This window comes from Polaromonas sp. (assembly GCF_049790275.1).
Classification (GTDB): Bacteria; Pseudomonadota; Gammaproteobacteria; order Burkholderiales; family Burkholderiaceae_C; genus Polaromonas.
On the sequence record NZ_JBAQYR010000143.1, the window covers coordinates 1 to 15131 of the forward strand.

Genomic DNA, 15131 nt, shown 5'->3' on the forward strand with positions numbered 1-15131 from the left:
GTGCACCGGCTCGGACACGGGCGGTTCGCTGCGCATACCGGCTGCGCTGTGCGGCGTGGTGGGCCTGCGCCCTTCGCCCGGGCTGGTGGCCAATGACGCCCGGCCGCTGGGCTGGTCTGTCATTTCCGTGCTGGGTCCCATGGGACGCACCGTGGCCGACACCGCACTGATGTTTGCCGCCAGCGTGGGCCATGACGCGCGAGACCCGTTGTCGTATCCGGTAGACGCCGCATCGATGTGGCCACTCAAAGAGGTGGACCTCTCGACGCTGCGCGTGGGCACGACAGAAGATTTCGGCCTGTGCATCGTCGATCCGGAAATCCGCCGCGTGTTCCGTCAACGCGTCGAGGCCATCCGCCCGCTGGTGGCCAGCTGCGAGCCGGTAGACCTGCAGCTGGGTGACGCCGACCGCGCCTTCGACATCCTGCGTGCCGAAAGTTTTGTAGCCGCCTTTGCCGACACCTGGAAGAACGAACCCGAAACACTGGGCCCGAATGTGCGCGCCAACATGGACATTGCCGCGGCCATCACCCTGGCCGACCGGGCTTGGGCGCACCTGGAGCAAACCCGCGTTTCACGCCGCTTTGCGAAAGCTTTTGAGCACTACGACCTGATCCTCGCGCCGACCACACCGGTCACCTCCTTCCCCTGGACCGAGCTCTACGCCGGCAACATCGACGGCCAGGCCATGCGCAACTACTACCACTGGCTGGGCCTGACCTATGTCGTCACGCTGGCGACCAACCCGGCGCTGTCACTGCCCTGCGGCAGCGATGAACACGGCATGCCCTTCGGCCTGCAGGTCATCGGCCGCCTGCGCGGCGACGCTCAGCTGATGGCAGCAGCCCAGGCACTGGAACAGGCGTTTGCATCCATGCCTGCACTGCGCCGGACCAAGCCGAATGTGGATGCCTTGCGCACGGCACGGCCCGAGCTCAAGTCCATCGTGACGCACCCGCCTGAATTCGGAGATTCGAAGAAGTCATCCAGTGGCATGACGGCGGTCTAGCACCAGGACCTTGAAGCCTTTCCCTATTCCTTGAACAGGGCCTCAATCACCCCGCGCAACCACCGGTTCCCGGGATCCGCCTCGAAGCGCTTGCTCCAGTGCAGCGACACCGTGAAGTCGCGCAGGGGAAACGAGGGCTCGACGATGGCGTAGCCGCCGTCTGCGGCGAAAATTTTCGCGATGTTGCGCGGCATCACCACCGCCAGGTCGGTGGCCTTGACGATGGAGGGCAGCACCATGAAATGTTCCGTCGTCAGCCGCAGCCGGTCTTCGAGCTGCAGCATCTGCAGGATGCGCAAGGTGTCGGAGTGCGTGCGTACCGCCACAAACTCAAGCTGGCGCAGCGCGGCCAGCAGCGCCTGCCCGCTGCGCCGCCGTCCGGTAAACGGGTGGCCCTCACGCAGCAACACGATGTAGCGGTCTTTCAGGAGCTGCACACGCTGCGTGTCTTTCACCGTAGGCAAAAAGCCGAAGGCAAAGTCGACACGTCCGCTGTCCAGCGCAGGCGCAATCCCGGCGCTGGCCAGCGGTGAGGTCTCGATGCGCAAGCCAGGCGCAAGCTTGCGCAGCGCCGCCATCAGCTCAGGCAGGAAGCGGGCCTCGCCGATGTCGCTCATGTGGATGCGAAACACCTTGCGCGAGAGCAGCGGTTCGAACAATGCCGACTCGTTGAGCGCCTGCTCCAGCGTGGCCAGCGCGCTGCGCACGGCATCGGCCAGCCTGTCAGCCTTGGGCGTGGGCTGCACGCCGCCCCCGGCACGCACAAACAGCGGGTCCTTGATCAGCAGGCGCAAACGCGTCAACCCCTGGCTGGCGGCGGGCTGCGTCAGGTCCATCAGCTCTGCCGCGCGGCTCACATTGCGCGTGCGGTACACCGCGTCAAACAGCCGCAGCAGGTTCAGGTCGATGTCTTTTATATGCATTGAATGAATACCAGATAGTCTCGCTATTTTATTGATGGATAGTCAAATGGAACCCAAACTCGCTGGTTCCCACGAAATAAAACACGGAGACAGCCTTGGAAGTTTCATTCAGCAAGGAAATTGAGTCGCTGCGCATGGGCGCGGGCGACACCTTCCACGGCGAGGGCATCCTCGCGATCACCAAGGCACTGCTCCAGTCCGGCGTGGCCTATGTCGGCGGCTACCAGGGCGCACCGGTGTCGCACCTGCTCGACGTCATGGTGCAGGCCAAACCCTATATGGACGAGCTCGGCGTGCATGTCGAAGCCTGCGCCAACGAAGCCTCTGCTGCAGCCATGCTGGGTGCCTCCATCCACTACCCCTTGCGCGGCGCGGTGACGTGGAAATCAATCGTGGGCACCAACGTTGCCGCCGATGCGCTGAGCAACCTGTCCTCCCCCGGCGTGCTGGGCGGCGCGCTGATCGTGGTTGGCGAAGATTACGGCGAAGGTGCCAGCGTGATCCAGGAACGCACGCATGCCTATGCGTTGAAGTCCACCATGTGTCTGCTGGACCCGCGGCCAGACCTCGGCAAGATGGTGGAGATGGTCGAGCACGGTTTCCGGCTGTCGGAAACATCGAACATGCCGGCCATTCTGGAGTTGCGCATACGCGCCTGCCACGTGCGCGGCAGCTTTGAGTGCAAGGACAACCGGCCACCCCCGATATCGAAACGCCAGTTGATGGAAGAACCCGCCGCCTTCGACTACGCCAAGCTGGCTCATCCGCCAGTTACCTTCCGGCACGAAAAGCTCAAAGGCGAAGAACGCATTCCGGCGGCGCGACGCTATATCGTCGAACAGCAGCTCAACGAGCTGATGGATGGCCCGCGCAAGGACCTCGGGCTCATCGTGCAGGGCGGCATCTACAACGCGTTGATCCGCGCGCTGCAGCAGTTCGGCCTGTGCGACGCGTTCGGCCAGAGCGGGATTCCCATCCTCGTGCTCAACGTCACCTATCCACTGGTGCCCGAGCAGGTGGCCGAGTTCACGCTCGGCAAACGCGCCGTCATGGTGGTCGAGGAAGGCCAGCCCGAATACATCGAGCAGGAAATCGCAACCTTCTTGCGCCGGCGCGACATCAACACACGCCTGCACGGCAAGGACATGCTGCCCGCCGGCGGCGAATACACCGTCGAGGTGGTGGCCGGAGGCCTCGCCTCCTTTCTGGCCACCTACGTCACGGATGTGGATACGGCCTCGGCCACCACCTGGCTGCAGGGCAATACCGAACGCCGCAGCGCGGTGGGCAAACAGATCGAGGCCCAACTGAACCAGGCGCTGCCGGTGCGCCCGCCCGGTTTTTGCATCGGCTGCCCCGAGCGGCCGGTGTTTTCCGCGCTCAAGCTGGCGCAACAGGACGTGGGGCCGGTGCACATTGCGGCCGACATCGGCTGCCACGCCTTCGGCACCTTTGCGCCTTTCTCGTTTGGTCATTCCATCCTGGGCTACGGCATGAGCCTGGCCAGCCGTGCCGGTGTCTCGCCGATGATGGCGCGACGCACGCTGTCCATCATGGGTGACGGCGGCTTCTGGCACAACGGCCTGCTGACCGGCGTGCAGTCGGCGCTGTTCAATGGCGACGATGCGGTGCTGCTAATTTTCAAGAACGGCTACACCTCCGCCACCGGCACGCAGGACATCATCTCGACGCCAAGTGACGACGCCAAGTTCAACGCCAGCGACAAGCTGCAAAGCCTGACCGAGACCAACACCACCATCGAGAAAACCTTGCAGGGCCTGGGCATCCAGTGGCTGCGCACGGTGCACACCTACCACGTGGAGGAGATGCGCCAGACGCTCAATGAAGCGTTCACCACCGACTTCAACGGCCTGAAAGTCATCATTGCCGAGGGTGAATGCCAGCTCGAGCGCCAGCGCCGCATCAAGCCCTGGCTGGCCGGCCTGCTCAAGAAAGGCAAGCGTGTGGTGCGCGTGAAATACGGTGTGGATGAAGATGTCTGCAATGGCGACCACGCGTGCATTCGCCTCTCCGGCTGCCCCACGCTGACGCTCAAGGACAATCCCGATCCGCTGAAGGTGGACCCGGTGGCTACGGTGATCGACGGTTGCGTCGGCTGCGGCCTGTGCGGCGCCAATGCGCATGCTGCCACCCTGTGTCCGTCGTTCTACCGTGCTGAAGTGATCCAGAACCCGAAGTGGCACGAACGACTGCTGGGCAGCGTGCGCGGTGCGCTGGTCCGCGCCATGCAGACAGCATGAACATGCATCAACAAAAACCCATCACCCTGCTGATCTGCGCGCTCGGCGGCGAAGGCGGCGGCGTGCTGACCGAATGGCTGGTCGACATCGCACTGGCCAGCGGCTACGCGGCGCAGAGCACCTCCATCCCCGGCGTGGCGCAACGCACCGGCGCCACCACCTATTACCTGGAAGTGTTTCCGGTACCGCTGGCCGAACTGCAAGGCAGGCGCCCGGTGTTCAGCCTGAACCCGGTGCCGGGTGCACTCGACGGCATCGTGTCGTCCGAGCTGCTGGAAACCGCGAGGCAGATCGGCAACGGCATGAGCTCGCCGCAGCGCACCCTGGTGATCAGCTCGAGCAGCCGCACCTTCACCACGGCCGAGCGCATGGCGCCGGGCGACGGCCGCACCGACAGCGCGCCGCTGCTGGAAGTGGTGCGAGCGCAAAGCCGCGAGCACCATGTGTTTGACATGGGCGAGATGGCCAAAACCAGCGGCACCGTGGTCAGCGCCGTGATGCTGGGCGCGATCGCCGGCAGCGGCTTGCTGCCTTTTGCGCGTGATGCCTACGAGACCGTGATCCGGCACGGCGGCAAGGGCGCCGAAGCCAGCCTGCGCGGCTTCGCCCAGGCTTTTGAACAAGTTCGGACGCAGCGCACGCAAACCGAACTTGTCACCAATTTGCTATCAGAAGAGGAGCTGCTTGCGCCCGTATCCAAAGGGCTGGAGGCCGATTTGTCTCGCATGTTTCCGGCGGAAATGCATGACATGCTTGCCCTGGGTCACGCACGCATGCTGGCCTACCAGGACCGCGACTACGCTGACCTTTATGTCCGCCGCCTGCGCCAGGTACTGGCCGCTGAGCAGCTGGCCGACCCGGCCGCGGTGCACGCCTATGCCACCACACGCGAGATGGCGCGCTGGCTCGCACTATGGATGGCGTTCGACGACATCGTGCGTGTGGCCGACCTGAAAAGCAGCGCCAGCCGCTGGCGGCGCGTGCATGGCGAGGTCAAGGCCGGCGCCGATGACCTGCTGCAGGTCTACGACCACTTCAAGCCGGGGGCCGCAGAGTTTGCTGCGCTGCTGCCGGCCAGCCTGGCCGCGCGCGTGACACGCTGGGACCGCAAGCGAGTGGCGAGCGGCAAGGCACCCTGGGCCCTGCCGCTCAAGGTGGGCACGCACTCGGTCTTCGGCATGTTGTCCCTGCGCCTGCTTGCCAGCCTGAAGTGGCTGCGCGTGCGCGGCAGCCGCTTTGCCACCGAGCAGGCGCTGATCGACCAGTGGCTGGCCGGCGTGGTGCGCGGCACCCAGCAGCACTGGCAGCTGGGCCACGAAATCGCGCTGTGCGGCCGGCTGATCAAGGGTTATGGCAGCACCAACGAACGCGGCAAGGACAACCTCATGCATGTGCTGGAGCATCTGGCCACGGGCGCGCCTTTTGCATCGCACGAACTGCGCGCGGCAGCCATTGCCGCAGCCCGCGATGCGGCACTGCTGGACGAAGCCGGCAAGGCGCTGGACCAGACGCTGGTGAGCCACGGCGCACCCGCCCGCCCCGTGAAAGCACAGCCGATCCGATGGATCCAGAATCCCCACCGCAAGCCGCGTGCCGTCAAGAGCACCTGATTTTTTCACCACCAAAGAGGAGACAACATCGTGAAACCATTTTTCCAACCCAGGCGCCGTGTCCTGCTGGCCCTGGCACTGATCGCCAGCAGCCTGTTTTCCGCAGCCCACGCACAGACCTGGCCGACCAAGCCGGTCAAGGTCATCGTCAACTTCCCGCCCGGTGGCGCGGCCGACCAGCTGGCGCGCGCCATCGGCACGCCGCTGGCCAAAGCACTGGGCCAACCCGTGGTGGTGGAAAACCGCGGCGGTGCCAACGGCAACATCGGCGGCGAAGCCGTGGCAAAGGCGTCGGCCGACGGCTACACCCTGCTCATGAGTTCGGGCGGCATGGTGTCGGTCAACCCGCACCTGTATCCCAAAATGTCCTTCAACCCGGCCAAGGACCTGGTGCCCGTGGCTGCCGCCGCACGCGTGCTGGTCTTCCTGGAAGTGAAACCTTCCATGCCGGTCAACAACGTGAAGGAGTTCCTGGCCTATGTGAAGGCCAATCCCGGCAAGCTCTCCTTCGGCACGCCCGGCAACGGCAGCTCGCCACACCTGGCGGCCGAAATGATGAAAGCCCAGACCAACACTTTTGCCGTGCATGTGCCTTATCGCGGCGCAGCACCGGCCATGCAGGACCTGCTGGGCGGCCAGCTTGATTTCATGTTTGATCCGGGCATCGGCCTGCAGCACGTGAAAGCCGGCAAACTCAAGCTGCTGGCCGTGGGCAGTGCGAAACGCTCCCCGCTGTTTCCCGACGTGCCCACGCTGGAAGAGGCCGGACTCAAGGGGTTTGATGCCGACACCTGGTTCGGTTTTTACGCGCCTGCCGGTACACCCGCTGAAGTGGTGGGCAGGTTGAACCGCGAGATCAACAAGATCCTCGGATCACAGGCGGTGAAAGACCGGATCATGGCCATTGGTGGCGTTCCTGCACCGATGTCGCCGTCAGATTTCAACATGCGTGCCTCCATCGACGGTGCGCGCTTTGGGGCACTGATTAAGGCGCGCAATATAAAGGGTGACTAGCCCCCACGGTCGCTCACTGCGTGTAGCTCCCTGTCCCCCGAAGGGGCCGCTGCGCCTGCGGCCCGGCTAAGCCGGTTCCGCGGCCCCTGCTTGATTTTTTCTCGTGGCTCACCTCCACCCTGACGACATAATTCACCCATGAGCAAACAGATCACCCACACCATCCGCGTTGAATTCGGCGACTGCGACCCGGCGCGCATCGTGTGGTTTCCCAATTTCTTCCGCTGGATAGACGCCGCCTCGCGCCATTTCTTTGTGCAGTGCGGCGTGCCGTCCTGGCAGGAAACCGAAAAAACGCTGGGCGTGATCGGTACGCCGCTGGTGGATACGCATTCGCGCTTTCTGCGCACCGCCACTTACGGCGACACGCTGGACATCCAGGTGACGATTCCGGAATGGCGCGAGAAAAGTTTTGTGCAGCGCTACCGCATCATGCGCGGCGACGAAGCCATCATGGAATGCGACGAGGTGCGCATCTTCGCCGGCCGGCGTGCCGACAACCCCGAAGCCATCCGCGCCCTGCCGATTCCGCCGGAGATCCGCAGCCTCTGCGAATAGCTTCAGGCCAAATCGGCCTCCAGCCCTTGTCTGGCAGGCGCCAAGCGCAGTGTTGAATGCTGGATGGGACAAATAAAAGCGATGGATTTTGGGTCAGGGCAAGGCGCAAACCACAGCGATACCCGCGGTATCGCGAGGATTTGCAACGCGGCCATGGCGCAAAAGACGCGGTTTTATGTCCCAGCTAGCGTGCGACACTGCGCTCGGGCTACAAAATCAGTAGCGCACGGAAGTCGTTGACATTGGTGTGGGTAGGCCCGGTCACCACCAGATCGCCCAGCGGCTCGAAGTAGCCATAGGCGTCGTTGCGGTCCAGGAAACCATTGATCTTCATGCCCTGGGCCGTGGCGCGCTGCAAGGTGTCTGGCGCCACATAGGCGCCGGCATTGTCTTCCACACCATCGATACCGTCGGTGTCGGCCGCCAGCGCATGCACACCCGGCTGACCCTGCAAGGCCAGTGCAAGGCCGAGGCAGAACTCGCCGGCCCGTCCGCCGCGGCCTTTGGCGTCGCCGGGTTGGCGAGGCCTGACGGTCACGGTGGTTTCGCCACCGCTCAGAATCACACAGGGTTTGCGAAAGGGCTGGCCCCTGAGCGCCACCGCGCGCGCCAGCGCCGCATGCACCTTGCCGACCTCGCGCGACTCGCCTTCCATCTCGTCGCTGAGGATGTGCGCCTCCAGCCCTGCCGCGCGTGCAGCCACGGCCGCAGCCTCCAGCGACTGCTGGGGTGTGGCCATCATGTGAACTTCGTGGCCTTCGAACGCCGGATCGCCGGGCTTGGGCGTTTCCAGCGCCCCGCTTTCCAGCCGGGACAACACCTCCGCGGGAACGGCAATGCCATAACGCTTGAGGATGGCCAGTGCATCGGCGCAACTGCTGGCATCGGGCACGGTGGGGCCGCTGGCAATGATGGAAGGGTCGTCGCCCGGTACATCGCTGATGGTCAATGTCACCACACGCGCCGGGGCGCAGGCTGCTGCCAGGCGCCCGCCCTTGATGCGCGACAGGTGTTTGCGCACACAGTTCATCTCGCCGATGTTGGCGCCGCTGTTGAGCAGGGCCTTGTTGATGCCCTGCTTGTCTTCCAGGCTCAAGCCCTCGGCGGGCAAGGTGAGCAGGGCCGAGCCGCCGCCTGAGATCAGGCACAGCACCAGGTCGTCCTTCGTCAACCCTTGCGTCATCTGGAGAATGCGCTGCGCGGCTGCAAGACCGGCCGCGTCGGGCACCGGGTGCGCGGCTTCGACAATCTCGATGCGCTGCGGCAGGCCGGCGGGACGCGGGGGAATGTGGTGGTAACGCGTGACCACCAAGCCCTCGAGCGGCGCATCGGCCGGCCACAGGGCTTCAACAGCCTGCGCCATGGAGCCGCCGGCCTTACCCGCACCGATCACCAGAGTTCTTCCCTTGGGCGGCTGGGGTAGGCAGGCCGCCGTGTTGTGCAGCGGTAGGGCCCGTGTGACAGCGGCGTTGTACAGATGCTCGAGAAACTGGCGCGGATGGGTGGCGGGATCGGGTGCAGTCATTCAATGTCTCCTGCCCCGTATTGTGCCGCCGTAACCTGCCGGTAACCCTGCCTGACGGTGCAGCCCTTCCACGGGCTGCCGGACCGCCTACTTCTTGCCCAGGCCCAGCCGCTGCGCACCTTCCGTGTACAGGCGGGTCTTGTCCTTCATGAACGCGTCCATCTGGTCCAGGCCCACGTTGACCAGCTCGAAGCCGCTCTTGGCTGCGAGCTCTTTCATCTCGGGGTCGTTGTTCAAGGCGGCCCACATGTCGGAAATCTTCTTGCGGGCTTCAGGTGGCGTGTTTTTCGGCACGCCGATGCCGCGGTAAGCACCGTCGACCCAATCCACGCCCAGCTCCTTGAAAGTCGGCACATCAGGCATCAGCGGATGGCGCTTTTCCATGGCCACTGCCAGCGGCCTGATGCGGGTCTTGTTGTTGATGGCAAACGCGGTGTAGGTCATCGCACCGTCGACCTGCGCGCCCATGACCGAGGTGGCCATGTCACCGGTTCCCTTGAACGGCACGTAAATCGTCTTGATGCCGAAGGCCGCATTCATGCGCTCATGGGCCGCATGGTTGGCCGAGTTCTGGCCGGAGCCGCCCAAGCTGAGCTTGCCGGGGTCGGCCTTGGCGGCCTTGAGAAAGTCGGCAAAGTTCCTGATCGGGCTTTGCTCGGGCACCACCAGGATGTCGGGCGTGTAATGGAACCAGAACACCGGCGTGATGTCCTGCGTCTTGTACTGCACCAGGCCTTCGATGGGCTGGAACACGATGTGCGGCAGGTTGATGCCCACGATGTTGAGCCCGTCGCCGGGCAGGCTGTTCATCTGCGACCACATCAGCGCACCACCTGCACCAGCCTTGTACTGGATGATGGTCTCGATGGCCGCGCATTTTTTCTTCAGCACCATCTGCTGGTGGCGCGCCGACAGGTCCGACTCGCCGCCGGGTGGGAAGGCCTGCCAGTACTGCAGGTTCTTGTCGGGGCAGGCCTGTCCTGAGCCCGTCGAAGTGGCCTGCGCCATGACAGCGGGCGCTGCAGCCAGGCAGGCGATGCCTATCCATTGCTTGATGTTCAATTTCATGCTGTTGTCTCCTTCTTTATGTGAATGCCGCCGGGAAAATGCTTCAGGCCGCGCGTGCCTGCTGCTTGCCGGCCAGCAAAGCGCAGACCGCGTCGGTGACTTGTACGGTCGTCGCAGTGCCGCCGAGGTCACGCGTGTGCAGGGCCGGGTTGGCGGTAATGGTTTCGATGACCTGCATCAGGCGCTGCGCCGCCACGTTTTCACCCAGGTGCTCGAGCAGCATGACGCAGCTCCAGAAGGTGCCGACCGGATTCGCCAGGCCTTTGCCCATGATGTCGAAGGCCGACCCGTGAATCGGTTCGAACATGCTGGGGTAGCGGCGCTCGGGGTCAATGTTGCCGGTCGGTGCGATGCCCAAGCTGCCCGCCAGTGCGGCGGCCAGGTCGCTCAGCACATCGGCATGCAGGTTGGTCGCCACCAGGGTGTCCAGCGACGCGGGCCGGTTCACCATGCGGGCGGTGCAGGCATCAACCAGCTCCTTGTCCCAGGTGACGTCCGGAAACTCCTTGCTGATCTGTAGCGCGATCTCGTCCCACATCACCATGCCGTGTCGTTGGGCGTTCGATTTGGTCACCACGGTCAGCAGCTTGCGCGGACGGGACTGCGCCAGACGGAACGCAAAACGCATGATGCGCTCGACCCCGGCACGCGTCAGGATGGACATGTCGGTGGCCACCTCGATCGGGTGGCCCTGGTGCACGCGGCCGCCGACGCCGGCGTATTCGCCCTCGGAGTTTTCACGCACGATGACCCAGTCGAGGTCTTTCGGGGTGCAGCGCTTGAGCGGCGCGTCGATGCCGGGCAGGATGCGTGTCGGCCGCACGTTGGCGTACTGATCGAACCCCTGGCAGATCTTCAGGCGCAAACCCCACAGCGTGATGTGGTCGGGAATATGCGGATCGCCCGCAGAGCCGAACAGGATGGCGTCCATGCCGCGCAGGGCATCCAGGCCGTCAGCGGGCATCATTTCGCCATGCTGGCGGAACCAGTCACCACCCCAGCCAAAAGACGTGAAGGTGAAACCGAAATTTTGCGTGGCTGCAAGGGCCTGCAGCACTTGCTGGCCCGCCGGAACGACTTCCTTGCCAATGCCGTCGCCGGGGATGCAGGCAATCTTGTAAATCTTCATCAGGTTTCCTCGAAATCGGTGAACAGTGAAGAAGCACTTTACCGGTTGCCGGATTCAACAGATCCTACTAAAGTTATCCCATTGTTTACTTTGGGTTAATAATGAGCACACCTGCCTCCGCCCCTTCCGAGATGGCCTTTTTCAGCCTGCTGGCACGTTGCGGAAGTTTTTCGGCCACGGCACGCGAGCTGGACGTGACGACGCCGGCCATCAGCAAGCGCCTCGCACAAATGGAAACGCGGCTGGGCGTGCAACTGCTCAACCGAACCACGCGCCGCATCAGCCCCACCCCCGAAGGCGAGATCTACCTGAGCCACGCGCGGCGCATCCTGGCCGAGATTGACGACATGGAGCAGTTGGTCTCCAGCGCCGCAGCAGCGCCCCATGGCCTGCTGCGCGTCAACGCCACCCTGGGCTTTGGCCGCAGCCACATTGCGCCGCTGATCTCCGGCTTCGTGAAGCTGCACCCTGACATGCAGGTCCAGCTCCAGCTCACGGTCAACCCGCCGCCGGTCAGCGACGATGCTTTTGACGTGTGTGTGCGTTTTGGCGAGCCGCCCGAAGCCCGCGTGATCGCCCGCAAGCTGGCACCGAACCGCCGCCTGCTGTGCGCCGCGCCCGTTTACCTGGCGAAACACGGCACACCCAGGGCACCGAACGACCTGACGCAGCACAACTGCATAGGCATACGCCAGGGCGATGAGGCCTACGGCATCTGGCGCCTCGGCTCAGGCAAACGGACGGAGACGGTGAAGGTACGCGGCAACCTGAGCACCAGCGACGGCGAGATTGCCGTCAACTGGGCGCTGGCGGGTCACGGCATCGTAATGCGGGCCGAATGGGACATCGCACGCTACCTGCGCAGCGGCCGCCTGCGCCAGGTGCTGGAAAACTACCAAACCCCGCCGGCCGACATCCATGCGGTCTATCCGCAGCGGCACCAGGTGTCGGCCCGGGTCCGCGCCTTTGTGGATTACCTGGCCGGTCACTTTGAAAAATCCTCCACGCGCGCAGCGGGCCTGGTCAGCCGCTGGTAGGCCGCCACGGAACCTTACTGCCGAATGCGCCCGGTGTCGGTGATGATGGTCAGCTCCACAAACTTCGAACCGGCGCGCATGCCCGGCCGGAAGCCCACCTTGTAGCCACCCAGGTCGAAGTTGTCCAGGCCGTCCAGCGCGCCGACCAGGCCTTCACGCGAAACCTTGGGGCCCATGCGGCGCGCGGCTTCGACAATCACACTGCCGGCGATGTAGCCTTCCATCATCGCGTAGCTGAGTGGCACCTCGATCTTCGGCGTCGCAGTGCGGACCAGATCGGAAAGCTCCTTGCTCAGGCGCCCGGAAACCTTGTAGGGATTGGGTGTGACCTGCGTGATGGCCACGCCTTTCATCTGCTCTTCCCCCAGGCGCTGGGATATCTGCTCGATGTCCGCGCCCGAATGGGCAAACAGCTGTGCGGTGCCGCCGTCGAGCCGGTATTTTTCAATGAAGGCCGCGGCGGCCGCCCCGCTGGAGACGATGATGATGGCCTGCGGTGCGGCAGCGATGAACACGTCCACCACGGCATTCGGAACCTTGTTGGTTCCCTGCACATACGTGGCCTTGGCGGTGAGCTTGGCATTCCGGGCCTTCACGGCTTCTTCCATGGCGGCCAGCAGCGTGGCCGCGCCCGCCCCGTCCGGATAAAAAAGGCCAAGGCGCGTGACACCCACCGTGACCAGGTGCTCGGTGATCTTGTTGATTTCATCGCGCAGGTTGGCACGCACGCTATAGAGCAGGGGCGTCTCGGGGCGGATCTCATTGACGCGGTAACCCACCAGCGGGATTTTTTCCTTCTCCAGCAGGCCCGAACCCACCAGCTCGCCAATCTGGCGGTCACCGAAGTAACCCGCCAGCACCAGCGGGCGATTCTCGCTGAGCAGCTGTTTGGTGCCGGCCAGGGTGTCTGCCGGCCGGCCGCCGTCGTCCTTGCGGACCAGCGTAAACGTGTGCCCATTGACGCCGCCAGCCTTGTTGGCCTTGTCCAGCGCCAGCTGGATACCGGCCGAGTAGGCGCGCGCCTGCGTGCCTTCCAGCCCGGACAGCGGCGCGACCTGCCCCACCACAATCTGTGCTGCGCCCGCCGCGAGCGAGGCAGCCATCACACTTGCCGTTCCCAGCACGCGAACCATGGATTGAATACGCATCATGAATGTCTCCTCGATGATCGGGCCAGCACATGTGTCGCCGGACGCCTGATGACCGCAGCAAAACCTGCTCCGGTTACAGATTGAAGCATGTGCAAAGGGCAAAGTCGATAAGCGGAATTACCAAGAAACAACGGCCCGGATCAGCGTGTTGACGAAAAAACACAAACGGTAGCGCCGCCCGACCATCCGAATGCATGACAGTGATACAAATCGCCGTTCTTTACGGTGTTTTGGCCCCGGCTTCAAACCACTGACGGACCATGTCGCGCTCGGTCTCGGTGATTCCGGTGGCGTTGTTCATGGGCATGGTCTTGCTGACCACCACCTGCAGGTACACCGCCTGCGCATGCTGCCGCAGCAGGGCGGGCGAATCGAGCCGGACGTTTTTCATCTGCACCTGAGGCCCGTGGCAGATGTAGCAGCGCTGCTCCAGCACTTTCTGCAGATTTATATAGTCATTTTTACCTCCAGCCCCTGCCGCACCTGCGCTGACGGCTATTGAATCAGTAGCAACCTGGCTGCTGGCTACCTGCGCCGGCGGCTTCATCCAGGCAATCGCGCCGAAAATCAGTGCCACCCCGACCAGCGCGTACGGCAGCGGGTTGCCATTGCGGCCGAGCTTGTAACCGTGGCGCATGACGAAGAACTGGCGGATGAGCGCGCCGGCCAGCATCATGACAATCAGCACCAGCCAGTTCTGCGGGTGGCCCCAGGTGAAGCTGTAGTGGTTGCTCAGCATGGCAAACAGCACCGGCAAGGTGAAGTAGGTGTTGTGCACGCTGCGCTGCTTGCCGCGCTGGCCGTGCACCGGGTCCACCGGCTCGCCCGCCTTGATGGCGGCCACCACCTTGCGCTGGCCCGGAATGATCCAGAAGAACACGTTGGCGCTCATCGCAGTGGCGATCATGGCGCCCACCAGCAGGAATGCGGCGCGGCCGGCAAACCAGTGGCAGGCCAGCCAGGACGCCACACACACCAGCACCAGCACCAATGCACCAACGATGGCATCGCCGTTTTTGCGCTTGCCGAACAGCTGGCAAATGCCGTCGTACAGCATCCAGAACACCACAAAAAAGGACAGCGCCACGCCGATGGCCGCGCCGGACGACCAGTTCATCAGCGATTTGTCGACCAGGTAGGTGCCGGCGTTCCAGAGGTAGGAGACGGTGAACAGCGCAAACCCCGTGAGCCAGGTGCTGTAACTTTCCCAATAAAACCAGTGCAGGTGGCCGGGCAGTTCGGGCGGCTTCACCGCAAACTTGACCGGATGGTAGAAACCGCCGCCGTGCACGGCCCAGAGTTCCCCGCTCACGCCCTGGCGCTGAAGGTCTTCATCGACCGGCGGCGTCAGGCTCGAATCGAGAAAAACAAAGTAGAACGAGGAGCCGATCCAGGCGACGGCGGTGATGACATGGACCCAGCGCAGCAGCAGGTTGGCCCAATCGATAAGATAACTTTCCATCCGATGACCTCAATGGGACAGGCAAGGCCTGCCATGATTGGAAGCTGCTCACCACCGCGGGCACTGTAAGCAGACAAAAGGCCACGAACAAGGACAGGCTTGCAAGCCATCCCGCTCCGCTGCGACCGGATCGCAAAAGTGTATGCGAACCAGGGCCTGCTAACGCTATTTATGCAAGATGCGTTGCGAGTCAAAAAGGCGCTGAGCAAGGCGCAAAACGCCGTCGGGGTAGGCCCCCGACAAGGCTTTGCAACGCCGCGCAGGGCCTTTTTGATCGCAACCCGGAGGGAACGGGGTGAAAACAGCGCCACTCGGCGTTGCACTCCTAACCCAGACGCCCAGTCTGGGCGTCGTCGCGCGCCTTGATTGGCACTGTTTTCACCC

The 15131-nt window shown here is 63.8% G+C and carries 12 protein-coding genes; 6 read left to right on the forward strand and 6 right to left on the reverse strand.

The annotated features are described in order from the left end of the window. Positions 1-1009: amidase (locus tag WA904_RS19515; protein WP_425198791.1), on the forward strand; the 1009-nt coding region annotated here is incomplete at its 5' end. Between the two features lie 23 nt (positions 1010-1032). On the opposite strand, the gene WA904_RS19520 is transcribed toward WA904_RS19515, so the two are convergent. Then, the gene (locus tag WA904_RS19520) at positions 1033-1932 is read right to left on the reverse strand and encodes a LysR family transcriptional regulator (protein ID WP_425198792.1); all 900 of its coding nucleotides are present in this window, start codon (positions 1930-1932) and stop codon (positions 1033-1035) included. A gap of 95 nt (positions 1933-2027) precedes the next feature. On the opposite strand from WA904_RS19520, the gene WA904_RS19525 reads away from it, so the two are divergent. The 4 genes from WA904_RS19525 to WA904_RS19540 all read left to right on the forward strand — a co-directional run bounded on the left by WA904_RS19525 (position 2028) and on the right by WA904_RS19540 (position 7375). Then, positions 2028-4193, forward strand: coding sequence for a thiamine pyrophosphate-dependent enzyme (locus tag WA904_RS19525; RefSeq protein ID WP_425198793.1), 2166 nt, complete (start codon positions 2028-2030; stop codon positions 4191-4193). A 2-nt stretch (positions 4194-4195) separates the two neighbouring features. Next, positions 4196-5803 carry an indolepyruvate oxidoreductase subunit beta family protein gene (locus tag WA904_RS19530; RefSeq protein WP_425198802.1) on the forward strand — a complete coding sequence of 536 codons (1608 nt, stop codon included), beginning with the start codon at positions 4196-4198 and terminating at the stop codon, positions 5801-5803. Positions 5804-5833: 30 nt separating this feature from the next. Then, on the forward strand, positions 5834-6817 hold the full coding sequence (locus WA904_RS19535) for a Bug family tripartite tricarboxylate transporter substrate binding protein (RefSeq protein WP_425198794.1): 984 nt from the start codon (positions 5834-5836) through the stop codon (positions 6815-6817). A 138-nt stretch (positions 6818-6955) separates the two neighbouring features. Further along, a complete protein-coding gene (locus WA904_RS19540) occupies positions 6956-7375 on the forward strand; it encodes an acyl-CoA thioesterase (protein ID WP_425198795.1) in 420 nt (139 codons plus the stop codon). A 208-nt stretch (positions 7376-7583) separates the two neighbouring features. On the opposite strand, the gene WA904_RS19545 is transcribed toward WA904_RS19540, so the two are convergent. The 3 genes from WA904_RS19545 to WA904_RS19555 all read right to left on the reverse strand — a co-directional run bounded on the left by WA904_RS19545 (position 7584) and on the right by WA904_RS19555 (position 11097). Further along, a complete protein-coding gene (locus WA904_RS19545) occupies positions 7584-8900 on the reverse strand; it encodes a glycerate kinase type-2 family protein (RefSeq protein ID WP_425198796.1) in 1317 nt (438 codons plus the stop codon). 87 nt (positions 8901-8987) lie between these two features. Next, a complete protein-coding gene (locus WA904_RS19550) occupies positions 8988-9968 on the reverse strand; it encodes a tripartite tricarboxylate transporter substrate binding protein (RefSeq protein ID WP_425198797.1) in 981 nt (326 codons plus the stop codon). Positions 9969-10011: 43 nt separating this feature from the next. After that, the gene (locus tag WA904_RS19555) at positions 10012-11097 is read right to left on the reverse strand and encodes a tartrate dehydrogenase (protein ID WP_425198798.1); all 1086 of its coding nucleotides are present in this window, start codon (positions 11095-11097) and stop codon (positions 10012-10014) included. Between the two features lie 101 nt (positions 11098-11198). Between WA904_RS19555 and WA904_RS19560 the strand changes: the two genes are divergently transcribed. Continuing rightward, positions 11199-12134: a LysR family transcriptional regulator gene (locus WA904_RS19560; protein WP_425198799.1), complete on the forward strand. Its 936-nt coding sequence runs from the start codon at positions 11199-11201 to the stop codon at positions 12132-12134. Positions 12135-12148: 14 nt separating this feature from the next. Here the strand turns inward: WA904_RS19560 and WA904_RS19565 are convergent, their stop codons facing one another. Beyond that, positions 12149-13285 carry an ABC transporter substrate-binding protein gene (locus WA904_RS19565; RefSeq protein ID WP_425198800.1) on the reverse strand — a complete coding sequence of 379 codons (1137 nt, stop codon included), beginning with the start codon at positions 13283-13285 and terminating at the stop codon, positions 12149-12151. A gap of 220 nt (positions 13286-13505) precedes the next feature. Further along, on the reverse strand, positions 13506-14747 hold the full coding sequence (locus WA904_RS19570) for a urate hydroxylase PuuD (RefSeq protein WP_425198801.1): 1242 nt from the start codon (positions 14745-14747) through the stop codon (positions 13506-13508). Between the last annotated feature and the right edge of the window lie 384 nt (positions 14748-15131).

Excerpts from the sequence above, each read along its gene's own strand:
- WA904_RS19530 (WP_425198802.1), top strand. The coding sequence starts at position 4,196 with ATGCATCAACAAAAACCCATCACCCTGCTGATCTGCGCGCTCGGCGGC.
- WA904_RS19565 (WP_425198800.1), bottom strand. The coding sequence starts at position 13,285 with ATGATGCGTATTCAATCCATGGTTCGCGTGCTGGGAACGGCAAGTGTG.
- WA904_RS19555 (WP_425198798.1), bottom strand. The coding sequence starts at position 11,097 with ATGAAGATTTACAAGATTGCCTGCATCCCCGGCGACGGCATTGGCAAG.
- WA904_RS19545 (WP_425198796.1), bottom strand. The coding sequence starts at position 8,900 with ATGACTGCACCCGATCCCGCCACCCATCCGCGCCAGTTTCTCGAGCAT.
- WA904_RS19560 (WP_425198799.1), top strand. The coding sequence starts at position 11,199 with ATGAGCACACCTGCCTCCGCCCCTTCCGAGATGGCCTTTTTCAGCCTG.
- WA904_RS19570 (WP_425198801.1), bottom strand. The coding sequence starts at position 14,747 with ATGGAAAGTTATCTTATCGATTGGGCCAACCTGCTGCTGCGCTGGGTC.
- WA904_RS19520 (WP_425198792.1), bottom strand. The coding sequence starts at position 1,932 with ATGCATATAAAAGACATCGACCTGAACCTGCTGCGGCTGTTTGACGCG.
- WA904_RS19550 (WP_425198797.1), bottom strand. The coding sequence starts at position 9,968 with ATGAAATTGAACATCAAGCAATGGATAGGCATCGCCTGCCTGGCTGCA.
- WA904_RS19540 (WP_425198795.1), top strand. The coding sequence starts at position 6,956 with ATGAGCAAACAGATCACCCACACCATCCGCGTTGAATTCGGCGACTGC.